Annotated in this window: 23 protein-coding genes; 12 read left to right on the top strand and 11 right to left on the bottom strand. The window is 51.5% G+C overall.

Going from position 1 to position 23,172, the window contains the following annotated elements:
• Genes cyoB through H8K43_RS11640 form a run of 6 tightly spaced genes read left to right on the top strand, consistent with a single transcriptional unit; the run spans position 1 to position 5,768 of the window.
• Positions 1–2,004: a cytochrome o ubiquinol oxidase subunit I gene (cyoB, locus tag H8K43_RS11615; protein WP_186903973.1), complete on the top strand. Its 2,004-nt coding sequence runs from the start codon at positions 1–3 to the stop codon at positions 2,002–2,004.
• 1 nt (position 2,005) lies between these two features.
• Positions 2,006–2,632: a cytochrome o ubiquinol oxidase subunit III gene (cyoC, locus tag H8K43_RS11620; protein WP_186903974.1), complete on the top strand. Its 627-nt coding sequence runs from the start codon at positions 2,006–2,008 to the stop codon at positions 2,630–2,632.
• Complete coding sequence (gene cyoD, locus H8K43_RS11625) at positions 2,629–3,081, top strand: cytochrome o ubiquinol oxidase subunit IV (RefSeq protein ID WP_186881933.1); 453 nt, start codon at positions 2,629–2,631, stop codon at positions 3,079–3,081. Before cyoC ends, cyoD begins: the two co-directional genes overlap by 4 nt.
• Positions 3,078–3,857, top strand: coding sequence for an SURF1 family protein (locus H8K43_RS11630; protein ID WP_186903975.1), 780 nt, complete (start codon positions 3,078–3,080; stop codon positions 3,855–3,857). Before cyoD ends, H8K43_RS11630 begins: the two co-directional genes overlap by 4 nt.
• 44 nt (positions 3,858–3,901) lie before the next feature.
• On the top strand, positions 3,902–5,218 hold the full coding sequence (locus tag H8K43_RS11635) for an ATP-binding protein (RefSeq protein ID WP_186903976.1): 1,317 nt from the start codon (positions 3,902–3,904) through the stop codon (positions 5,216–5,218).
• A 13-nt stretch (positions 5,219–5,231) separates the two neighbouring features.
• The gene (locus H8K43_RS11640; protein WP_186903977.1) at positions 5,232–5,768 is read left to right on the top strand and encodes a response regulator transcription factor; all 537 of its coding nucleotides are present in this window, start codon (positions 5,232–5,234) and stop codon (positions 5,766–5,768) included.
• 32 nt (positions 5,769–5,800) lie between these two features.
• On the opposite strand, the gene H8K43_RS11645 is transcribed toward H8K43_RS11640, so the two are convergent.
• The 11 genes from H8K43_RS11645 to minC form a co-directional block, all read right to left on the bottom strand.
• A complete protein-coding gene (locus tag H8K43_RS11645; RefSeq protein WP_186903978.1) occupies positions 5,801–6,217 on the bottom strand; it encodes a GNAT family N-acetyltransferase in 417 nt (138 codons plus the stop codon).
• 2 nt (positions 6,218–6,219) lie between these two features.
• Complete coding sequence (prmC, locus tag H8K43_RS11650; RefSeq protein ID WP_186903979.1) at positions 6,220–7,071, bottom strand: peptide chain release factor N(5)-glutamine methyltransferase; 852 nt, start codon at positions 7,069–7,071, stop codon at positions 6,220–6,222.
• Positions 7,071–7,571, bottom strand: coding sequence for a disulfide bond formation protein B (locus H8K43_RS11655; RefSeq protein ID WP_186903980.1), 501 nt, complete (start codon positions 7,569–7,571; stop codon positions 7,071–7,073). The genes prmC and H8K43_RS11655 overlap by 1 nt, the downstream gene beginning before the upstream one ends.
• Before the next feature lie 140 nt (positions 7,572–7,711).
• Positions 7,712–8,791 carry a peptide chain release factor 1 gene (gene prfA, locus H8K43_RS11660; protein ID WP_186903981.1) on the bottom strand — a complete coding sequence of 360 codons (1,080 nt, stop codon included), beginning with the start codon at positions 8,789–8,791 and terminating at the stop codon, positions 7,712–7,714.
• An 84-nt stretch (positions 8,792–8,875) separates the two neighbouring features.
• The gene (hemA, locus tag H8K43_RS11665; RefSeq protein ID WP_186881925.1) at positions 8,876–10,159 is read right to left on the bottom strand and encodes a glutamyl-tRNA reductase; all 1,284 of its coding nucleotides are present in this window, start codon (positions 10,157–10,159) and stop codon (positions 8,876–8,878) included.
• A 76-nt stretch (positions 10,160–10,235) separates the two neighbouring features.
• Positions 10,236–12,626: a CHASE2 and HATPase_c domain-containing protein gene (locus tag H8K43_RS11670; RefSeq protein ID WP_230403879.1), complete on the bottom strand. Its 2,391-nt coding sequence runs from the start codon at positions 12,624–12,626 to the stop codon at positions 10,236–10,238.
• A 20-nt stretch (positions 12,627–12,646) separates the two neighbouring features.
• On the bottom strand, positions 12,647–14,344 hold the full coding sequence (locus tag H8K43_RS11675; RefSeq protein ID WP_186903982.1) for a FecR domain-containing protein: 1,698 nt from the start codon (positions 14,342–14,344) through the stop codon (positions 12,647–12,649).
• A gap of 56 nt (positions 14,345–14,400) precedes the next feature.
• Positions 14,401–15,093, bottom strand: coding sequence for a response regulator transcription factor (locus H8K43_RS11680; protein ID WP_186881922.1), 693 nt, complete (start codon positions 15,091–15,093; stop codon positions 14,401–14,403).
• Between the two features lie 308 nt (positions 15,094–15,401).
• Positions 15,402–15,665, bottom strand: coding sequence for a cell division topological specificity factor MinE (gene minE / locus H8K43_RS11685; RefSeq protein ID WP_186881921.1), 264 nt, complete (start codon positions 15,663–15,665; stop codon positions 15,402–15,404).
• A gap of 1 nt (position 15,666) precedes the next feature.
• Positions 15,667–16,482: a septum site-determining protein MinD gene (gene minD, locus H8K43_RS11690; RefSeq protein WP_186903983.1), complete on the bottom strand. Its 816-nt coding sequence runs from the start codon at positions 16,480–16,482 to the stop codon at positions 15,667–15,669.
• A 43-nt stretch (positions 16,483–16,525) separates the two neighbouring features.
• Positions 16,526–17,305: a septum site-determining protein MinC gene (minC, locus tag H8K43_RS11695; RefSeq protein WP_186903984.1), complete on the bottom strand. Its 780-nt coding sequence runs from the start codon at positions 17,303–17,305 to the stop codon at positions 16,526–16,528.
• A 522-nt stretch (positions 17,306–17,827) separates the two neighbouring features.
• Between minC and H8K43_RS11700 the strand changes: the two genes are divergently transcribed.
• Genes H8K43_RS11700 through neuC form a run of 6 tightly spaced genes read left to right on the top strand, consistent with a single transcriptional unit; the run spans position 17,828 to position 23,147 of the window.
• Positions 17,828–18,193 (top strand): MarR family EPS-associated transcriptional regulator, encoded by a 366-nt coding sequence (locus H8K43_RS11700; RefSeq protein WP_186903985.1) that lies wholly within the window; start codon positions 17,828–17,830, stop codon positions 18,191–18,193.
• Positions 18,194–18,199: 6 nt separating this feature from the next.
• The gene (locus tag H8K43_RS11705; RefSeq protein ID WP_186881917.1) at positions 18,200–19,180 is read left to right on the top strand and encodes an NAD-dependent 4,6-dehydratase LegB; all 981 of its coding nucleotides are present in this window, start codon (positions 18,200–18,202) and stop codon (positions 19,178–19,180) included.
• 4 nt (positions 19,181–19,184) lie between these two features.
• Positions 19,185–20,339: a LegC family aminotransferase gene (locus tag H8K43_RS11710; RefSeq protein WP_186903986.1), complete on the top strand. Its 1,155-nt coding sequence runs from the start codon at positions 19,185–19,187 to the stop codon at positions 20,337–20,339.
• A complete protein-coding gene (locus tag H8K43_RS11715) occupies positions 20,336–20,971 on the top strand; it encodes a PglD-related sugar-binding protein (protein WP_186903987.1) in 636 nt (211 codons plus the stop codon). Before H8K43_RS11710 ends, H8K43_RS11715 begins: the two co-directional genes overlap by 4 nt.
• Positions 20,968–21,972 carry an N-acetylneuraminate synthase gene (neuB, locus tag H8K43_RS11720; protein ID WP_186903988.1) on the top strand — a complete coding sequence of 335 codons (1,005 nt, stop codon included), beginning with the start codon at positions 20,968–20,970 and terminating at the stop codon, positions 21,970–21,972. The genes H8K43_RS11715 and neuB overlap by 4 nt, the downstream gene beginning before the upstream one ends.
• Positions 21,969–23,147 (top strand): UDP-N-acetylglucosamine 2-epimerase, encoded by a 1,179-nt coding sequence (neuC, locus tag H8K43_RS11725; RefSeq protein ID WP_186903989.1) that lies wholly within the window; start codon positions 21,969–21,971, stop codon positions 23,145–23,147. The genes neuB and neuC overlap by 4 nt, the downstream gene beginning before the upstream one ends.
• The last annotated feature ends 25 nt before the right edge of the window (positions 23,148–23,172 follow it).

Genomic DNA, 23,172 nt, shown 5'->3' on the forward strand with positions numbered 1-23,172 from the left:
ATGTTAGACCAAATTGATTTGACAAAGCTGGTGCTTGGCCGCCTCAGCTGGGAAGCGATTCCCTTCCATGAGCCAATTCTGATTGCGACATTTATCGGTGTCCTGTTTGGCGGTGCCGCCGTATTGGGTGGTCTGACCTACTTCCGTTTATGGGGTTACCTGTGGCGTGAGTGGATCACCTCTATCGATCACAAACGTATCGGTATCATGTACATGATCTTGGGTCTGGTCATGCTGTTGCGTGGCTTTGCGGATGCGCTGATGATGCGTGCCCAGCAGGCAATGGCATTCGGCGACTCAGCCGGTTTCCTGCCGCCGCATCACTATGATCAGGTATTCACGGCGCATGGCGTGATCATGATTTTCTTCGTTGCGATGCCACTGGTAACAGGTTTGATGAACTACATCGTACCTTTGCAAATCGGTGCACGTGACGTGGCTTTCCCTTTCCTGAATAACTTCAGTTTCTGGATGACTGCATTCGGTGCCGTGTTGGTGATGGTATCGCTGTTCGTGGGTGAATTTGCGCGTACCGGCTGGCTCGCGTATCCGCCGTTGTCTGGCATTCTGGGTAGCCCGGATGTGGGGGTGGATTACTATATCTGGTCCTTGCAAATTGCCGGTGTCGGTACCTTATTGTCCGGCGTTAACCTGATTGTGACTATTATCAAGATGCGTGCGCCTGGCATGAATCTGATGAAGATGCCGGTATTCACCTGGACTGCACTGTGTACTAACGTACTGATCGTTGCTGCTTTCCCGGTACTGACCGCCGTACTCGCGATGTTGTCGCTGGATCGCACGTTTGGCACCAACTTCTTCACAAACGACATGGGCGGCAATGCCATGATGTATGTGAATCTGATCTGGATCTGGGGTCACCCAGAGGTATATATCCTGATCCTGCCTTGCTTCGGTGTGTACTCTGAAATCGTGTCGACTTTCTGCAGCAAGCGTCTGTTCGGTTACACCTCGATGGTGTACGCGACGGTGGTGATTACTATCCTGTCTTACCTGGTATGGCTGCATCACTTCTTCACCATGGGTTCCGGTGCGAGTGTTAACTCCTTCTTCGGTATTACCACCATGATTATCTCGATCCCAACCGGCGCGAAGATATTCAACTGGTTGTTCACGATGTACCGTGGCCGTATCCGTTTTGAAGTGCCTATGCTGTGGACGATAGGCTTTATGGTGACTTTCGTTATCGGCGGTATGACCGGTGTCTTGCTGGCTGTCCCACCTGCTGACTTTGTCTTGCATAACAGTCTGTTCCTGATCGCTCACTTCCACAATGTGATTATCGGTGGTGTAGTGTTTGGTGCGATGGCTGCGATCAACTTCTGGTTCCCGAAAGCCTTCGGTTATAAGCTCGACAGCTTCTGGGGTAAATGCTCGTTCTGGTTCTGGTGTATCGGCTTCTACTTTGCGTTCATGCCGCTTTATGTGCTGGGCCTGATGGGTGTGACACGTCGTCTGAGTCACTTCGATGATCCGTCGCTGCAGATCTGGTTCCAGATCGCTGCTTTCGGTGCGGTACTGATCGCGCTGGGTATCGGTTCCTTCCTGGTACAGCTGGTCGTCAGTTACCTGCGTCGTCATGAAAACCGTGATGTATCCGGTGATCCATGGGGTGGCCGTACGCTGGAGTGGTCGACTTCCTCGCCACCACCAGCTTACAACTTCCCATTCACACCACGCGTGCATGATAACGACGCATGGGATGACATGAAGAAGAATGGCTATCAGCGTCCGACTAAAGGCTTTGTGGATATCCATATGCCTAAGAACACCGGTGCCGGTTTTGTGATCGCTGCGCTCAGCGGTGCATGCGGCTTCGCACTGATCTGGCAAATGTGGATTCCTGCTGTGGCAGCCTTCCTGGTGATGCTGACCGCAATCATAGTTCACACATTTAATTACAACCGCGACTATTACATTCCTGCTGATGAAGTGATCCGCACGGAAGATGAGCGCACACGTTTGTTAGCGAGCCAGGCCTGATATGTCTACAACTACACATAATGCTTTGAACGGAGACGCGGGTTCCCGCTTCTTCGTCCGGGAACATCATCCGGAAAATGGTACTTTGCTGGGTTTCTGGCTGTACCTGATGAGTGACTGTCTGATTTTTGCGTGCCTGTTTGCTTCATATGCAGTACTGGGCCGTAACTATGCAGGCGGTCCGACCGGCGCAGAATTATTTGATCTGCCGCTGGTGGCTTTGAATACTTCTATGCTGTTGCTGTCATCCATCACATATGGCTTTGCGATGCTGGAGTCCCAGAAAAACCGTCTGGGTACCACCATGGTGTGGCTGGCGATTACTGGCCTCTTTGGCGTGGCATTTATCAGCCTGGAATTATATGAATTCATCCACCTGATCCATGAAGGTGCAGGTCCGCAACGCAGTGGTTTCCTGACTTCCTTCTTTGCTCTGGTTGCGACCCACGGTCTGCACGTGACTTTCGGTATCGTCTGGCTGGTGACTTTGCTGTTCCAGCTCAAGCGTCACGGCCTCACGCCTGAAAATCGCCGCCGTCTGATGTGTCTGTCTATGTTCTGGCACTTTTTGGACGTGGTCTGGATCGGTGTATTTACCTTTGTTTATCTGATGGGAGTCTTGCCATGAGCGCACATCACACACATTCCGCACACGGTGATGACCACGCTCACGGTCATCATGGACACGAGGATCACGGCAGCCATGGCAGCCTGAAAGACTACACCCTGGGTTTCATCCTGTCGGTAATACTGACAGCGATCCCTTTCTGGCTGGTGATGGCGAAGGTGATCCCTGATTCAAAAACCATGGGCATCGTATTGCTGGTATTCGCAGCGATACAAATCGTCGTACACATGATTTACTTCCTGCACATGAACTTCAAGTCAGAAGGTGGCTGGTCTATGCTGGCACTGATCTTCACGACCTTGCTGGTGGTAATTATGCTGGCAGGTTCGCTGTGGGTTATGCATCATATGAACCACAACATGATGCCTGGCATGAATCATGAGACCAAGCCAGAGTCTATTAATCTGGCACCAGCGAAGGATGGACAGAACTCACGCAATCTGCCATGAGTCTGTCTCCTGTTGAGACCCCGGCCGGAACTGCGGTTCCGGTTGATCAGGACAACCACCCGCGTTCACCTTTAGCGAGAAACTTACTCGCTATCAGTGCGCTGGTGGTTTTTCTTTGTCTGTGCGCGCTGGGTAGCTGGCAAGTTTATCGTTTGCAGTGGAAGCTGGATCTGATCGCCCGTGTCGAACAGCGCATACACGCTCAGCCGGAAGCTGCGCCGGGCCGTAGCGACTGGTCGCAAGTCAGCGTGGCCAGAGATGAATACCGCCACGTCAAAGTCAGCGGTGTGTTTTTGCATGCACAGTCGAGTATGGTGCAGGCCGTGACGGAACTGGGTAGCGGCTATTGGTTGTTGACTCCTTTGCGTCAGAACGATGGCAGTCTGGTGTTCATCAATCGCGGTTTCTTGCCGTCTGCGGAGCGTGTCAAACAAGAGCTGGCACGTGCGTCGTCCTCTGAAACGCTGACCCTGACTGGCTTATTGCGTATCACCGAACCGGGTGGCGGCTTCCTGCGTCACAATGATGCAGCTGCCGGACGCTGGTTTTCGCGCGATGTGGCAGCAATGGCCGCCGCACATCAGCTCACTGATGTGGCACCGTATTTTATCGATGCAGACGCAGCCAGCCAGACTGATGCCGCCGGGCCGGTAGCTGGGTTGACGGTAGTCCGTTTTCAGAACAATCATGCAGTCTATGCGCTGACTTGGTATGCTCTCGCTTTGATGGTCGGATTGGCGTACTGGTATGTACGCCGTACTGACCGGCGTCGCTGAACAAGGTTGCAGCGTTCAGCGCGCATCCACCGAAAGTGAGCCAGATGCGCGATACAGAAAACCATTCCACCTTCGTGATTTTGCCTGAATCAGGCGTCAAGGAACTGCAGCACTCAGCCGGGCATAAAAATATGCTGCAGCTGATCCATTTGCGCTGGCTGGCGGTATTCGGCCAGATCTCTACCATCGCCTTGGTCACACTGGGTTTCGGTATCCATTTGCCGATACTGCCTATGCTGTATGTGCTGGCAGGTCTGATCGCGTTTAACATCGGCAGCCATTTGCGCTGGCATGAAGAGGTTCGTGTTTCAAACCGTGAGCTATTTCTGGCTTTACTGGTCGATGTGGCGACACTGACTGCGCAATTGTATCTGAGTGGTGGTACCGGCAATCCGTTTGCCTTTTTGTTTTTGCTGCAGGTGATACTTAGCGCGGTGCTGCTGGAAGCCTGGTCGACCTGGCTGATCGTAGCGCTGAGCACGGCTTGTCTGATGGGCTTGTCGCGTTTTTCTCTGCCGCTGAAACTGCCGCCGGACTCAGTCAACAGCCTGTTCAGTCTGTACCGCGACGGTATGCTGATCTGCTTTTTGCTGAATGCGGCCCTGCTGGTGTTTTTCCTGACCCGGATTAATTCCAATCTCAAAGAAAGGGATGCGCAGTTGGCCGATCTGCAAAAACGTGCGGCAGAAGAAGAACATATCGTGAAGATGGGTTTGCTGGCGTCCGGTGCTGCGCATGAACTAGGAACGCCGCTGGCTACCTTGTCGGTGATTTTGGGCGACTGGCGCCGCATGCCGCAATTCACTCAGGATGCCGAGTTAACTGAAGAGCTGACGGAAATGCAGCGCCAGTTACAGCGTTGTAAGAGCATCGTCAGCAGTATCCTGTTGTCGGCTGGTGAGGCCAGGGGCGAGTCCTCGGTCAAAACCACCATCAATACGTTTCTGAATGATCTGGCTGAAGACTTCCGCGCCACCCGCATTTTGCAGGATTTTGAGTACCGAAACAGCAATCCACATGACATTCCGGTGGTGTTTGATGTGGCACTCAAGCAGATGATATGCAATGTGTTAGATAATGCGCTTGAAGCATCACCACATTGGCTGGCACTCGATGTGCAGCGTCAGGAAGAAGTGCTCACCTTGCTGGTTACAGATCGCGGGCCGGGCTTCCAGTCGCATATTCTGGACAAGCTGGGGCAGCCCTATCAATCGACCAAGGGTCGCGCCGGCAGCGGACTGGGTCTGTTCTTTGTGGTGAATGTTGTTCGTAAGCTGGGTGGGACGGTATCAGCCAGAAACCGTCCCGAAGGTGGTGCTGCTGTTGAAGTCACACTGCCCATTTCTGCACTGAAGCTTTAAGAGGTAATCACCTATGTCAGAAAATCGTCTGTTGCTGATCGTGGAAGACGATACTGCATTTGCGCGCACGCTGGTGCGCTCGTTTGAACGGCGCGGCTATACCGTTTTACATGCGGACAGTCTGGAGCAGGTGTCTGTCCTGCTGACTCAGCATAGTCCGCGCTATGCGGTGGTGGACTTAAAGCTCAATGGCAATGCCTCTGGTCTGGCCTGCGTACAGATGCTGCATAAGCATGATGATGCCATGCTGATCGTCGTGCTGACTGGCTTTGCGAGTATCGCGACTGCGGTTGAAGCCGTGAAGCTGGGGGCATGTCAGTATCTGGCCAAGCCTTCCAATACCGATGATATAGAAGCGGCCTTTGGTCATGTGGCGGGTGTGGCTGAACCAGAGTTAAGTAATCGCTCAACTTCGATTAAAACCCTGGAATGGGAGCGCATCCACGAGGTGTTGGTGGAAGCCGAGTTCAATATTTCTGAAGCCGCACGCCGTCTTGGTATGCATCGCCGAACGCTGGCGCGCAAACTCAATAAACAACAGGTGAAATAAGGCCAGATTTGGCCGTGCGCCAGCAGAATCGCTCAGGGCTGGTAGAGCGCAGGGCGATGGATTTCCATATAGGTCTCAGGTTTGCCTAATGCCTGAAAGCCGAATTGCTGATACAGGCCGCGTGCATTGCTGCTGACCAGAACAAAGCGCCGTAAGCCTTGCAGCGCCGGATGGCGCAAGACAAATTCCAGCAATTGTTTGCTGTAACCATGGCCTTGAAATTCAGGCAGTACAAACACATCCAGCAGATACGCGAAACTCGCTTGGTCGCTAATCACGCGTGCAAACGCGATTTGCCGTCCATCTGACCAGCCGCCAAAGCATAGCGAATGTTCCATGCCACGTTTAAGCGTCTCCAGCGGAATGCCCTTAGCCCAGCTCGATTCCTCAGACAAAAAACGATGGATCATGTCGATATCCATGCGTTGCAGATCATCTGAGCATTCCATCTTTATGCCTCTGTCTGAAGTTTGCCGCCACTGACCCGCTCTATGCCTGCCAGATCGCGCCAGCTTTGTACTTCTGTGTATTGATGCTGAAGCAGCAGCGCGCGTACTGCGTCTGCCTGATCATAGCCATGCTCCATCAGCAGCCAGCCATTTGCTGACAAATGCAGCCTGGCTGTACTGATGATATGGCGGTAAGCACTAAGTCCATCCGCATGATCCGTCAGCGCTGACAGAGGCTCAAAACGCAGATCGCCTTGCGATAAATGTGGATCGTGCTGCTCGATGTAAGGCGGATTGCTGACAATGGTATTGAATCGGTGTTGCCCCAGCGCTGAGAACCAGTCACTCTGCATTAGCTCAAAACGCTGCAGCCTGTCAGCAGGTAATAAACGCGCTGCATTTTGAGTGGCGATTGCGAGCGCGTCAGCACTAATGTCGAGTGCACTGACGGCCAGATCATCCCGTTCATGTGCGATGCTGATTGCAATCGCACCCGAACCGGTACCCATATCCAGTAAGCGGCTGTTGGGCGGTGCATGCTGCAAGGCCAGTTCTACCAGCAGCTCGGTATCGGCACGTGGTATCAGTACGGCGGGTGAAGTTAAAAAAGAGAGACCGAAGAATTCACGTTCACCGAGTATGTAAGCGACAGGCTCACCCGCCAGACGGCGGCTGATCAGACTCAGCAAATGCGCTCTGACTGCAGTTGTCAGAGACTGATCGGAATGGGTGATCAGCTGGATACGGCTCTTGCCTGTCGCATGCATCAGCAGCATACGTAATTCCAGCTTATCCAGCGGTACTAAGCGCTCATAATCAGCGAGGCTCAGGCCATCTTGCTGCCATGCCTGCATCAGCGCCGGTCTCCGAAAATACTGGTACGTTTGCGTTGTAGCATAACGCTCGCAGTGGCGATGGCGCAGATCAGGAACCAGACCATAGCCCAGCCCGGAATAGACAGACCCAGTATCGGTTCATACGGGGTATCACATAAGCCATCGGCACGGAAGAAGTCCGGCCACCAGACCGATAAGAAAATTTTATTCAAGCCGGTTTCCAGCGGATCGATGCCGCAGGACAGTTGAGGATTGGACAGAACATACAAATGCTTGCCTGCGACGCCTATACCTGTCAATGCAGAAGCAAACGATAAGCCGGCCGCTACCCTGCGGTTTTGCTCAGGCATGACTGCAGCCACCAGTGCAAACAGTCCTATGCCCAGAAAAGCATAGCGTTGCAGCACACACAGAGGACAGGGCAACATGTTTTTGACCAGCTGCAAATACATCGCCGCTGCCAGAACAGCCAGGCAGCTTGCCGCCACAGCCAGTAATACGAATTTGCTAGAACGCATGAAAATCATCCGGAAAATGAAAGCGGATGCCAGCTTACACGTTTTTTCTGTCAGCGTGATAAAGCGATGTAAGTTGGCATGAGTAGTGTCTGTGCTACAGATCGTGACTACCTGTAGCGCCAGTCATTAGTTGGACTGATTTAATCGTCACCTAGTTCCGCCAGCATTTCGGCCTGATGTTCTGCGATCAGCGCATTACTGAGTTCTTCCAGATCACCATCCATGATGAAATCCAGTTTATACAAGGTCAGGTTGATGCGGTGGTCCGTCATGCGGCCTTGCGGATAGTTGTAAGTGCGGATGCGTTCGCTGCGGTCACCGGAACCAATCAGGCTCTTACGGGTTGCCGCCTCTTTCGCTTGTTTTTCACGCAGCTGGATATCCATGATGCGGGTGGCAAGCACACGCATGGCCTGGGCCTTATTCTGATGCTGACTGCGGCCGTCCTGGCACTCCACCACGATCCCGGTTGGTAAGTGAGTCAGACGCACGGCAGAATCCGTTTTATTAATATGCTGACCACCGGCACCGCTGGCGCGGAAGGTGTCGATACGCAAGTCGGCATTATTGATGACCACATCGGCCACTTCATCCGCTTCCGGCATCACGGCGACGGTACAGGCCGAGGTATGTATCCGTCCCTGGGTTTCGGTCGCCGGCACCCTTTGTACGCGGTGGCCGCCAGACTCGAATTTCAGTCTGGAGTATGCGCCGAAGCCGGCGATACGCACAATCACTTCTTTATACCCACCGAGTTCAGATGCCGACTCCGACATCATCTCTACCTGCCAACGATTACGTTCAGCAAAGCGGGTGTACATGCGCAGCAGATCACCGGCAAATAAGGCGGCTTCGTCACCGCCGGTACCGGCGCGAATTTCCAGCAGGATGTTGCGCTCATCATTCGGATCTTTAGGCAGCAGCATCTTTTGCAGATCATCTTCCAGCGTCAGCATGGTCTGCTTTGCGCTTTCGATTTCTTCCTGCGCAAACGCCTTCATGTCCGGATCATTCAGCATGTCCTGTGCTTCCAGGATGTCGGATTGCGCTTGCTGATAGTTTTTGTACAAAGCAACCAGCGGATCCAGTTCCGCATGCTCACGATTGAGCTTGCGATAATTGTCCATATCATTGGTTGCGCCTTCCTGCATCAGCAGGTGTCCGACTTCATCGAGGCGTTCAGCCAGCTGATCCAGCTTGGCGAGCATAGAGGGTTTCATAGGCAGGGCAGATAAAAAAACAGAGACGTGGCCAGTTTGGCCTGAGAGTAGTCAGCACTCAGCGGCTGACCAGAGGGAGGTGCACTAACGCTTAGTACGGAATAACTGAGGCAGCAAACTGGCCAGGCGCGCGCGTTCGTCGCCGCTGGCCTGATGCAGCGCCTGTTGCGGGCCATGCAGGAATTTGGCGGTGAGGCCTTTGGATAAGGCTTCCAGCACCAGATCGATATCTTCACCACGCGCCAGCATTTTACGCGCACGCTCCAGCTCTGCGAGGCGCAATTGTTCGCTGCTTTCATGCAGGTCCTGAATCACAGGCACCACGGCGCGGCCATCTATCCAGTGCATAAATGATTGCACACGGGTTTCGATGATGGCTTCCGCCTGCGCGACAGCAGCCTGGCGGTTTTCTATGCCGCTTTGGACTACGCTGCCGAGGTCATCGACGGTATATAAAAACACATCGTCGAGCTGGGCGACTTCAGGCTCAATATCGCGTGGTACCGCCAGATCGACCATAAACACCGGGCGGTGCTTACGCGCTTTGACCACGCGCTCGACCAGCCCCAGACCGATGATCGGTAAGGAGGAGGCCGTGCACGAGACGATGATGTCGAATTGCGCTAATTGCTGCGGTAAATCGGCCAGGCGAATTGCCTTGCCATTGAAACGGTGGGCCAGTGCCTCGCCGCGTTCCAGCGTGCGGTTGGCAATGGTCAGCGATTTAGGATTTTGCGCCGCGAAATGGGTCGTGCACAGCTCTATCATTTCACCGGCACCGATGAACAGCACGTGCTGATCCGAAATCTTATCGAAAATTCTTTGTGACAGCCTGACTGCTGCGGCCGCCATCGATACGCTGTGCGCACCAATTTCTGTCGTGCTGCGCACTTCCTTGGCAACCGCGAAAGTGCGCTGAAACATCTGGTGCAGATAGGTACCGAGGCCGCCAGCCGCTTCGGCCTGACGCACTGCATCTTTCATTTGCCCCAGGATCTGCGGTTCGCCCAGCACCATAGAATCGAGTCCGGAAGCGACGCGGAAAGCGTGCCGGACGGCATTGTCTTGCGGAAGGGTGTACAGATGCGGACGCAAATCCGCATACGGTAAATGGTGGAAGTCAGCCAGGAAGCGCGCCGTGACGTCGACCGGATTGTCGAGGCCGGCACAGGCTGCGTACAGCTCGGTACGGTTACAGGTGGATAAAATAGCCGCTTCGGTTGCGCCGCTTGTCTGCACCTGTCTGGCTCCAAACCATGCGCGTGCAGCCACCACTGCCTGAGCAATCTGATCAGGAGCAAAGGCGACTTTTTCGCGCAGTGACAGGGGCGCAGTCGTGTGATTGAGGCCGACGGCTGAAAGGTGCATGCGTATTTTTCCAGGATAAGTTGGCATTATAGCGCTTAGTCCCGGTGTTTTCCGGTTTTGCTGCAGTTGATCTGCCTCAAACTATGAGTCCAGGCAGCCTGATGTGGAAGGTAGTTCCCTCATTCGGTGCACTGACAAAATCGATACTGGCATAGTGTCTGTCTAGCACTGCTTTGACAAAGACCATGCCCAGACCCACACCATCATTCTTAGGTTGCTCATTTGTTTTGAAGCGTTGGAAGCGTTGAAACAGTTTGCTTTGTTCCGCACGCGCAATGCCATAGCCCTGATCCTGTATGCTGCAAACGACAGTTACGTCTGCCAGATTGCGTTCCAGCTTCAGGCTACAGGTGATACTGGTATCACGCGGACTATACTTGATAGCATTGGAAATCAGGTTGGTCAGCACGCGTGTCATCAGCGAGCGGTCTATCCTGACCAGATATTCCTGATCATGGATTTGCATTTTGAAACGGATGTTTTTACTGTGTGCCAGTGACCACATTTCTTCTGTCGCATCAAGCAATACATCCTGAAAATCGACTTCTTCGTAGCGATAATCCTGGGACTCTGCACGGGCCAGTTGGACAAAATTATCGGCCAGACCCAGCGTGATTCTGGATGCCTTTTCTATGCGTGACATGAATTCTTCAGTCGGTAAGGCCGTTTGCGGCTCTTTTTGCATTTCAAGTAAGGCCAATATGGAGGCTTGCGGTGAGCGCATATCGTGCGAGATGAAGTGCAGAGTTTCGTCACGGCTGCGTTCAGCGGCGCGGATCGCGGTGATATTCACCATACTGACGATCCAGCCCACCAATTGCTTGTCTGCGTTATAGGCAGGCGCACTCTTGATCAGCAAATCTTGTCCGCGCGGGTCACGCACTTCAAAACCCTGGGACATAGCCTTCGTCAGTTTGATATCCAGGATATCCCACCAGCTGAAGTTGCGCCCATCCGTATGATCAAAATTGGCCGGTGCTGACATATTGGCAAACAGATAGGGCACCAGAGAATCATTTACTTTAGGCTGACCGATGCCCGCAAAATAAGCACGTGCCGCCTGATTGGATAACAGCACATTACCATCGGTCGTGGTAACCAGGGTCGCATCCGGCAGGCTGGCCAGACTGTCGCTGATGAACTGACGCAGATCGCGTACCCGGTTCGCTGCGAGATGCACATCCTGTATGCTTTTTTCCAGCGTGTCTGTCAGCTCGATAGTGGCTTTCTCTTCATCATCCGTGAATTCCGGTAGCAGATGCGGTTCTTGCTCCAGCAAACTAAATTCCGCTGCCAGATACTTAATCGCGGCTTCCAGCCTGCGCCAGCTCCAGAGTGGGTAAGCCAGCAACAGCGCAATCACGGCTGGAGACATCGGCACCCAGTAAGCCAGCCAGCGCATCAATGCCAGACTACTCGCCAGACTCAGCAATATCATTGATAAGGTTGCAATCAATGCTTTGCGTGGCGACAGGAACTGATAGGCAATGAGCGTCAGCATCAGTAACAGCATATTCCAAATGAGTATTTGCCACTGATGTGCAAACTGTATCGCTTTTTCATTGAGCAAACCGGCAAGTACATTGGCATTGATTTCGACGCCTGAGATCACACCTTCACTGCCTGTTACGGGGGTTGGATAAGAGTCTGCCATGCCGAGCGCTGTCGGGCCGACGATGATGTATTTTCCCTGTAATAAGCTGACTGGGACTTCTCCACGCATTACCGAAACATAGGGTACGGATTGGAAATGACCGCTACTGCCAGCGAATGGAACATGCATCTGGAAATCACGCTGCCAGCTGTTTTCCGATTGTCCTGCATTTCTGACTGATGCTGACAGCCGTGCGCCGGGTAAATACTTTTCAGTACCGGGGGCGGTGTTTTGTCCCACATCTTTCATTGCAAGCGCAAAGTGCGGCCACCATTCGCCCTGCATGCCCTCACGCAGGAATACACTGCGTGCAATGCCATCTTTATCCAGCTCCAGATGAATATGGCTGAGCTGACGTGCTGCATTGGTCAGGATAGATACAGGCTTGACCGTGCTCAGGCCTTTACCGGCGCTTTCAGACACCAGCGGCAATACCACCTTATTGCTCTGTTGAAGCGCTTCAGCCAGTTGTTGGTCACCACTTTCTTGCTGGTTCTCGGTGACAGCTTCCGCTTCGGTAAATAAGATATCCAGTCCTACCGCTGCCGGTTTTGCCGCATTGATCTGGTTCAGTAATTGGGCATGGTAGGCCCGCGGCCACGGCCAGCGCCCCAGCTCAGCCAGGCTGTAGTCGTCAATCGCTACAATCAGAATATCGTCGCGTGCTGGCTGGGTATTGATCTGCATGATGCGGTCATACAGCACCAGATCCAGGCGTTCAGTGAGCCGTAGCAGGCTAAGCACGGCCGTCAGTGCGAGCAGCAGGATACTGAGTATCAGCCACTCACGGAATGCAATTTTTTTTATCTGCAATTTTTTATACTCATTGCTGATCAATATCCGGTTTTGACGATACCCGAAGCGCTACGCAGAGCTTCACCATCAGAGGTGGTCCAACGTGCGCTGATATTAATTTTCTGGGTTCCGGAAAAATTCCCTACGTAGCCATCGGGGTCGGTTGCTTTGACACGGATGAAGTAATCGCCGGGCGCAGGTCTTGGCAGTTTCAGTTCCGCCTGTGTCAGTTCTTTCGACAACAACAGTCGTGTGAAATCCTTGTCAGCCGCCATCTGAATCAGGAAAGTCTGTCCTGGTTCCGCTGGCCAGCTTAGCGTAATGTCCTTACCTTCTGAATCGGCAAAGCTGGCTGCACCTTGCGGTGGCAACTTCTGGAATTTCTGCGCATCACTGAATGGGCCCTGGTCTGGTTTTCCATTTTTTTGTGCAACTGTCGCAATACGCCAGTAGTAATCACCATCAGCTAATTTATCGTGGGTCCAAACTACGTTACGGATGCCTGCTTCATCTTGCACCAGGGTTTTGAATTCGCTGTCTTTGGCGATCTGTACGCGATAATTGTCGGCATTGGCTGCTTCTGTCCAGCTGAAGTCGACTTTATCTGCGCGGATTTTATTCTTCGGCTGTGAGGTAAACGGCGGTTCAGGTCTGGCTTTTAGCGTGAAGCTCTGTATCAGCGGAATGCCTTCGAGTCCGTGCTGATCAATTGCCGCGACACGCAAGAAATAATCACCGTCATCCAGGCCATCAAACTTAAAGCGCCGGTCTGTAAACTGGTTTTCCATCACCACGTCCAGTGCCTGAGCGTCTTTGCTGACCTGTACCCGCCAGGCATGTGCTGCGGGCATCGTTTGTGCAAGAAATTGCATGGTCGGACGTATCTGCAAGCGGCCGCCATTGTCCAGTACCGGAGCTGGCAGCAGATCAACCGGCTTGCCAACACCGCTGGCATTGACGATGTTTCCTTTGCCCGCACCCAATGTCAGCTTAGCGGCTTTTTTGGCTTTGGCCTGATCGACCGCTACGCCACCTTCCAGGACTTCGTTGGCGGTACCAAAGTCATTGACGCCAACCCGGAAATGGGTGCCACGCACACCGGCAATCGCCAGCGGTGAACGCACTTCAAAGCGGCCTTTGTTTGCGCTCAGTGAACTCACGCGTGACTCGACCTTGCCTTCCAGGAGTGACAACTCAGTGCGCGGACTGGATGTGTACTGGGTTTTACGTAACTTACTGAGTGCGACCTGACTATTGGATGGAATGGAAATTCTGGATTCGTCCGGCAGCGCCAGTGTGACGAAGCCGTTTTTACCTGTCAGGATCTGTGCACCTTCTTTTAATACGATGCCGACTGTGAGATTCGCTTCGTTGCCGTTGGGTAAGCGGTAAACAGGATTGCCTGCCAGTGCAACGACTTTGGCCTCACTGTCGATTTCGGGCAATAAATCAAGCGGGATGCGGATTGCCGTACCGATAGGGATGGTTCTGTCATCAATAATCTGATTTTTCTTGCTCAATACAGTCCAGTTTTGAGACTGGTTGGTAAAACGCTTGGCAATACCCAGCAAGGTGTCACCTTGCAGTGCGTAGTAAGTCATATCAGGAGGTGTTGCGATCACGGTGCCAGGTTCACCGCGCGGCTGAGCGGCCGCTGCGACTGAGCTGAGTGTCAGCGTCATCGTGAACAGAATGCTGGCTTGAAGCTGACGCAAGAGGGGGAGAGAAGGGCTCATGCGAATTTCCTAATTTTGAAATGCAATCCGGGTCAGACTGCGCTGACCCGGATTTGTTATTCTGCTGTAACTTGTTCTAATCGGTAGCCATAACTATACACAGGTGCGAGCCGGTAACCATTTTCCGGACGTAATTCCAGTTTGCTGCGTACCCGTGAAATATGGGTGTCCATGGTTCTTGACGGAATATCGACATCACGTGACCAGACGGCTTCCAAAATATAAGCACGCGATAAAGGACGACCAAGATTGCGGAACAGTAACAATGCCAGATCGAATTCTTTCTGTGTCATTTCTACCGGTTCGTCATTAATGGTTACGCGACCAGCCCGGGTTTCGAATTTGTAGGCGCCGAATTGCAAATGTTCTGACGCGGTTTGGGTTGGATAGGCGCGACGCAACAAAGCTTGCACACGCGCTACCAGCTCACTGCGACGGATAGGCTTGATCATATAGTCGTCAGCACCAGCTGCCAGGCCTGCCACGATATCATCCTCACCGGAACGGCTGGTCATGAATAAAACAGGCAGGGTAGGAGACAGTTTTTCTCTGACCCAGTGCAGGATTTCTGTGCCGTTCAGATCCGGGACTTGCCAGTCCAGTATCAGCATGTCGTAACTTTCACGACGCAGCTGATGCAGCATTTCTTTACCACTTAAAAATGGATGACAGGTATGACCGGCTGCATTCAGGATGGTGCAGACCAGTTCCAGCAAATTATTGTCGTCGTCGAGTACAGCGATTCTCATGGGTAATTACCGTTAAAGTCCGGCTTGAATTGGCCAATACATATCATTATAACGAATGCAATTGCAAAATATGAAAATTGTGGACTTCTGCAGTTCTCATCCAAATTGCAGTATTTGCCATAATTTTATTCGATGATCATTGCAATTGCTGAATTGTTACGCAACAGCATACGTTGTGGTTTGGGAATTTGCAATCTTTACCGTCGCAGAATCCGAACAGTATTGCAACAGGGTATGAAATAGTCGTGGGCGTGAAACAATTGTTTGCAGGCAGCGTTGATCCGCCTGCAAAAGTATGGGCAATATGATCAGTTGCGTACTTCCAGCTCCGGTAATACTACGTTGACGTCCAGTACTTCCAAATTACCCTGTTTGTCCAGGGAAACTTTGATGTCCTCCGGGCTAACTTTCGTATATTTAGAAATGACTGCAATCAACTCTTCGCGCAATGCCGGTAAGAAATCATAACCATCACGCTCCGTGCGTTCACGCGCGATGATGATTTGCAGACGTTCTTTCGCCATATTGGCGGTTTTAGGTTTGCTGTTAAATAAAAAAGAAAGCAGAGCCACTTTATTTACCTCCGAAAATGCGCTGCAGTAAGCCCGGTTTTTCATAGGTGATGAAACGTAACGGTGTTTCCTGACCCAGGAAGCGGGAAACCACATCTTCATACGCATCGGATACATCACTGCCCTTCATGTGAATAGCAGGGTTACCTTGATTGGAAGCATGCAGCACTGCTTCTGATTCAGGAATTACACCGATGAGCGGAATGCGCAGGATCTCCTGCACGTCGGTGTACGACAGCATTTCGCCAGCTTCAACACGCTTTGGTGAATAGCGCGTAATTAATAAATGTTCTTTGACCGGTTCGCCGCCTGCCTGAGCGCGTTTAGACTTGGCTTGTATGATGCCCAGGATGCGGTCAGAGTCACGCACTGAGGATACTTCAGGATTCGTCACGACGATTGCTTCATCCGCAAAAGTCAGTGCCATCACGGCACCGCGCTCTATCCCTGCCGGCGAATCGCAAACGATGTATTCAAAGTCCATTTTGATCAGGTCATTCAAAACCTTCTCCACGCCTTCTTCAGTCAGCGCGTCTTTATCGCGGGTCTGAGAGGCAGGCAAAATGAACAGGTTATCGCAATGTTTATCTTTGATTAAAGCCTGATTCAGGCTGGCTTCGCCGCTGATAACATTCACCAGATCGTACACCACGCGACGTTCACAGCCCATGATCAGATCCAGATTGCGCAGGCCAACGTCAAAGTCCAGGACGGCGGTCTTGTGGCCCCGCATTGCCAGCCCAGACGCAAAACTAGCACTCGATGTGGTCTTGCCCACACCGCCCTTGCCGGATGTTACAACGATGATTCTTGCCACAAATAGCTCCTTTTATTTATCCGATATGTCTGATAGCAGGGCATCAGCCAGTTGATTTTACTGACGAAACTTCAATACTGTCACCATTTAACCTGACTTGTACAGGGTGATTTGCAGCTAAATCCGGAAAACCATTCTCAAAAGTCCGGTAAATGCCTGCAATCGATACCAATTCCGGCTCCATCGTCAGCGCAAATATCCTCGCTTCGGTATTGCCGGTAGCACCTGCCAATGCGCGTCCTCGTAAGGGGGCATAGATATGTATGCTGCCATCCGCAATCACCTCCGCGCCAGGATTGACCACTGCGGTAATGATCAGATCCGCACCTTTGGCATAGATCCTTTGCCCGCCACGCACCGGCGTATCGATCACTAATGCGGGATTATTTCTGATAATGATTTGCGGTTCAGGTGCTGGAGCTGGCTCTTGTTCTGGTTCGGGCTTCGATGCAGCTGCTTCAGCAACAGCAGGAACAGATGGGGGAGTTTCGACCTCGCTGCGTGGTTTATTCACGACGTCTATACTCAATCCGTGACTGCGCAAAGCCGCATGATCCTGCTCATTGGCATGTCTGACCGCAACAGGATTCAAGCCATTTGCCTTGAATAAAGGGATCAATGCATCCCAATCCAGCGAGAGATCCGCGATCGCTTCCACATCGATCACCGCGAACTCATCATCGAAGAAATCCGGCGAACCTGCCGTCATCTCCTCTAAAGCTGCCGTCAACACCGGGATTGAAGCCTCATGCAATGAAATTGCTACGGCAACAACAGTTGAGATTTTAATTTCTATAGGCTTGCGGGTCAGACTATTTTGCATAGGTCCAGGATCCTAAAGTTCACAGCCAGGCTTGACGCCACGATCCACCAGTCTGGTGCCCGTTCGCTGATAAAGGACTAATCCTACCAATTGATGAGCAGGATTGCAAAATTATGCTGCTTGCAAACGGATTTATCAGTTTGCGTGTGTTGGTAACATATATGTCATTTTGTTGAAGCGTTTATTGTATAAAATTTTGAATTCCAAGAAAAAGCTAAGCTGAACACGTTTTGCTACAGAAACATGTTTATTGCTAATAAAATGTTAAAATGCAGGCAATATGAATTGTTGTTGTTTTTTTATATCGCTGGCTAAGCTTTTATAGTTGAATGATTAAGTCAAAAAAAACAAATCAGTATGAAAATTGCATAGTAAGTTTTATTCAGAATATAATTGTTCAAAGTTGTACAAATTTTGGATTTTTTATAGGTTTTCGCGCACGCAGAACGGCACACATTACAACGTCGGCGTGTACTTAAACATTTAAGTACTGTTGGTTCAATTTCATAATCCCGTCAAACTATGGCTAGTCGCCAATCAAAACTGCAAGAAGATACTTATTTTCGAGTGATGCGGATTTTGCAAGAAAATCCAGATCTCACGCAGCGCGAATTGGCTCAGATGTTGGGAATCAGCGTTGGTGGACTGAACTATTGTCTTAAAGCCCTGATAGAAAAGGGGCTGGTTAAGATGAGAAACTTTGCTAACTCCAAGAGTAAGTTCGGCTATGTCTATGTGCTTACTCCGAGTGGGGCTGTTGAGAAAGCTGCAATTACACAGCGTTTTTTGCAACGGAAGATGGAAGAGTACGAAATGCTTAAAGTGGAGATTGAGGAGCTTAGGCAGGAAATTGAAAGTACTCTGGATACAAACACAGGAAAAGCGTAATAGAAAATGAAAACTGTTTTAGTTACCGGCGCTGACGGATTCATCGGCTCTCACCTCACCGAACTTCTCGTTCGCGAGGGTTATAAGGTAAAGGCTCTGTCTCAATATAACTCCTTTAATTATTGGGGATGGTTAGAAGACGTTGAATGCCGGAATGAGATTGAAGTCCTAAATGGTGATGTGCGTGACCCGCATTACTGCAAGCACATCACCAAAGATGTGGATACTGTATTTCACTTGGCTGCGCTGATTGCGATTCCCTACTCCTACGTAGCACCGGACAGTTATGTGGACACTAACGTTAAAGGCACGCTCAATATTTGCCAGGCTGCGCTGGATAACGGCGTGAAGCGCGTTATTCATACATCCACCAGTGAGGTGTATGGTACGGCTCAGTATGTCCCAATCGATGAAAAACATCCACTTCAGCCGCAGTCGCCCTATAGCGCCTCAAAGATCGGTGCCGATGCCATGGCGATGAGTTTCTTCAACGCTTTCGATTTGCCACTGACTATTGCCCGTCCGTTTAATACCTATGGTCCGCGCCAATCTGCACGTGCCGTTATTCCGACCATCATAAGTCAGATCGCGAGCGGAAAGAAGCAAATCAAACTCGGTGACGTGACGCCAACGCGCGACTTCAATTACGTTGCTGACACTTGCCGCGGTTTCCTTGAGCTGGCTCGTTGCGATAAAGCGATTGGCGAAACGGTCAATATTGGGTCCAATTTTGAAATTTCTGTGGGTGATACCCTCAATTTGATCCGTGAACTGATGAACAGTGACGTGGAATTCCTCGCAGACGAACAGCGTTTGCGCCCTGGTAAATCAGAGGTTTTCCGTCTTTGGGGTGATAATACGAAAATCCGTGAACTTACCGGATTTGAGCCGAAGTACGATATCCGCGCTGGCCTACAGGCAACCATAGACTGGTTTACTCGCCCAGAAAATCTGGCTAAATACAAAACTGAAATTTACAACGTTTAAGCCTATGCTTGATTCCCTTATCCGTTTTGTTCGCGACCAATATCGCACCGATGAATTCATTCCGCTGCATGCACCTGTCTTTGCAGGGCAGGAGCGAAATTATGTCTCTGATACGATCGATTCAACCTTCGTCTCCAGCGTGGGTGCTTACGTGGATCGATTTGAGCGTGATATGGGGACGTACACTGGCAGTCCCCGGGCAGTTGCCACGGTCAATGGAACAGCAGCGCTGCATATAGCATTACAATTGGTTGGGGTTAAATCGGGTGATCTGGTCATCACGCAACCGCTGACTTTTGTGGCCACATGCAATGCCATTGCCTACTGTGGTGCAGAGCCCGTTTTTGTTGACGTGGATCGTCATACTTTGGGGTTGTCGCCTGCTGCGCTAGAAGTCTGGCTCGACGATAACGCACGAATAGACGATGAGGGTGTGTGCCGCACGCGTGACACTAATCAAGTTGTTCGCGCTTGCTTGCCTATGCATACTTTTGGCCATCCAGCCGATCTGGATGGATTGCTGGAAGTTTGCTCCCGGTGGAAGCTTGCTCTCGTCGAAGATGCGGCCGAATCGCTTGGTAGCTTCTACAAAGGCCGGCATACCGGCACCTTAGGCGTTGTCGGTACATTAAGTTTTAATGGCAATAAGATCATCACCACTGGCGGTGGCGGTATGATTCTGGCAGGTGAGGCTCTGGGAATTCGTGCGAAGCACATAACGACGACCGCTAAGCAACCTCATCCCTACGAATATGTACATGATGAGCTTGGCTACAACTATCGTCTGCCCAACCTCAATGCCGCACTCGGTTGTGCCCAGCTTGAACAGCTGGAAGCCTTCATCGCCAACAAGCGTACTCTGGCCGCGCGCTATGCAGATCACTTCAGTGGTAGCGACTTCCAATTCGTGACAGAGCCAGCCGACTGTCGCTCGAATTATTGGCTTAACGCGGTCATTTGCGACAGTCGTGAGCAGCGCGATACCTTGCTCAAAGCCACCAATGAGAAGGGCGTGATGACTCGTCCGATTTGGGCTCTGATGAATCACTTGCCGATTTACGCCCACTGCCGCAAAGGTGATCTGACCCAAGCTGAATGGCTTGAGGCGCGTGTCGTCAACTTGCCGAGCAGTGTTTTGCCATTGGACAACGTTAGATGAAGCAGATCGGTATTTTTGGTACGTCGGGCATGGCCAGGGAAGCTGGCGATATCGCTTGGGCGCTTGGGTATGAGCCGGTCTATGTGGCAAGAGACCAAGCCGAATTGGATGCATACTCATTCTCTGGTCAGGTAATGCTCGAATGCGATATCGATACTTATCTGGATCTGGGCTACGTGATTGGCATCGGGGATAGTAGTATCCGCCAACGCATTGCGCAGCGCTATGCCGAGCGCTTGAATTTTGTCAATCTTATCCACCCGAGTGCCTCCTTTGGGAGGGGGCAGCGCGAACTGATCGAATCCAGACGGGGAGTTATCGTTTGTGCCGGGGTGCGCTTCACCAATAATATTCAGGTAGGAGATTTTTGCATCTTCAATCTGAATTCAACTATCAGTCACGACGTTGTGATCGATGACTGTGTTTATGTGGCGCCTGGTGCACACGTCACTGGCAATGTTCATATTGGAACCCGTTCCTGGATCGGGACTGGTGTTGCGATAAATCAGGGGAATGAAAGTATGAAGCGTCAGATCGGTGCAGATACGGTCATTGGCTCTGGTGCTGTTGTCGTGAAGGATTGTGAACCGAATGCGGTATATATCGGCGTCCCCGCCAGGAGAATCAAATGAGCACATTGATCATTGCTGAGGCAGGTGTAAACCATAACGGCGACATGGAACTTGCAAAAAAATTAATTGTTGCTGCTGCCGCCGCCGGGGCTGATCTTGTCAAGTTTCAAACCTTTAAAGCATCAAATCTTGTTTCCGCATCAGCCCCAAAAGCTGAATATCAGAAGAAGACGACAGCGAGTAGCGAGAGTCAGCTTGAGATGATTCAAAAGCTTGAGCTGTCGAGAGAAGACCATGCTGTTCTGATTGAAGAGTGCCGTGCGCACGGAATTGGCTTCTTTTCGACCGCCTTTGATTTCCAGAGCTTTGATTTGCTCATGGAACTTGGGTGTCTTGAGCAAATAAAAATACCATCCGGAGAACTGACAAATCTACCATTGCTGCGCTATATGTCCCGCGTCGGCAAGCCTCTGATGTTGTCAACTGGGATGGCAAATCTTGGCGAAATCGAAGCCGCGATTGAGGCTGTAGTGGAGGCCGGCACGCCCCGGCACTTGATTACGGTCCTCCACTGCACGACGGAATATCCGACCCCAATGGAAGATGTGAACCTGCGTGCGATGGTTTCAATGAAGCAGGCGTTTGGGGTGAATACAGGTTACTCGGATCATACTCCAGGCATTGAAATTCCAATTGCTGCTGTTGCGTTGGGTGCAACCGTCATCGAAAAGCACTTCACGTTAGATCGTAATTTGCCTGGTCCTGACCACAAGGCCAGCCTGGAGCCGCATGAACTCAAGGCGATGGTCGACGGCATTCGTAATATTGAGAGAGCGCTTGGCGATGGTGTCAAACGTCCCAGCGTCAGTGAGCTGAAAAACAAGCCTATCGCGCGCAAGTCGCTGGTCGCAATTCGTCCGATTCGTGCAGGGGATACTTTTAGCTCGGACAACATGGGCGCTAAACGTCCGGGTACGGGTTTGTCTCCAATGCGCTGGGATGAGGTGATTGGCCGTACTGCGATCAAAGATTTCGCCGTTGACGAGTTAATTACGCTATGAGCCGAAAAATCTGTGTCATCACCGGTACACGGGCAGAATTCGGCTTGTTGCGCTGGCTTATGCAAGAAGTACAAAACGATCCAGTTTTAGAGCTGCAGGTGATTGCTACTGGCATGCACCTCTCGCCTGAATTCGGTCTGACTTATCGTGAGGTCGAGCAGGCTGGGTTCTCGATTGATGCCAAGGTAGAGATGCTGCTGAGTGCGGATACTGCTACCGCTGTGACCAAATCCATGGGTCTTGGTTTGATTGGTTTTGCCGATGCCTATGCGCGCTTGGCGCCAGACCTGATTGTCGTGTTGGGCGACCGATTCGAAATTCTTGCTGCCGCTTCCGCGGCTTTGATTGCTGGTATTCCGGTAGCACATTTGCACGGTGGAGAAACAACTGAAGGAGCTTTTGATGAAGCCATTCGCCACTCCATCACGAAGATGTCGCACCTCCATTTCGTTGCTGCGGATGAATATCGGAGGCGGGTGATACAGCTCGGTGAGCAGCCCGAACGTGTATTTTTGGTCGGTGGGCTGGGAATTGATGCGATCAAGCGCACTACTCTGCTCGAACGCGAAGCATTGGAGGCTTCGCTGGACTTCAAGCTGGGCAGTAAAAACCTGCTCATTACCTTTCATCCGGTTACCTTGGAAGGAGCCAGCTCGCAACAGCAGATGGCCGAGCTTCTTACTGCCTTGGGCAATTTGACTGAAACCAATCTAATTTTTACTATGCCGAATGCCGATACTGGCGGCAGAGAATTGGCAGCGATGGTGGATGCCTTTGTTGCATCTCACAGCAATGCGCGTGTGTACGCCTCGCTTGGTCAGTTGCGCTACCTGTCATGCATGCAGTATGTGGATGGCGTAGTTGGAAATTCGTCGAGTGGACTGGCCGAGGCACCTAGCATGGGCGTTGGTACTATCAATATTGGTGATCGGCAAAAAGGGAGACTGGCTGCCAGCAGCGTTATAGACTGTGCTCCAAGCGCCGACAGCATAAGTGAAGCACTTGCGAAGTTGTACGATCCTGAGTTTCGATCGATGTTGGGGCAAACTGTCAACCCTTACGGTAATGGAGGCGCTAGCAAGAAAATCGTCAAGGTCTTGAGCACGTGTCCCATCGATAATCTGTTAAAAAAGTCGTTTTACGACATCCCGAATGACACCAGAAATTGGAATTAAAAAATGATTTGCATCTGCAACTGGA

Origin of the sequence: Cognatundibacterium curvum, assembly GCF_014284235.1 — a bacterium.
GTDB classification, from domain to species: Bacteria; Pseudomonadota; Gammaproteobacteria; order Burkholderiales; family Burkholderiaceae_D; genus Undibacterium; species Undibacterium curvum.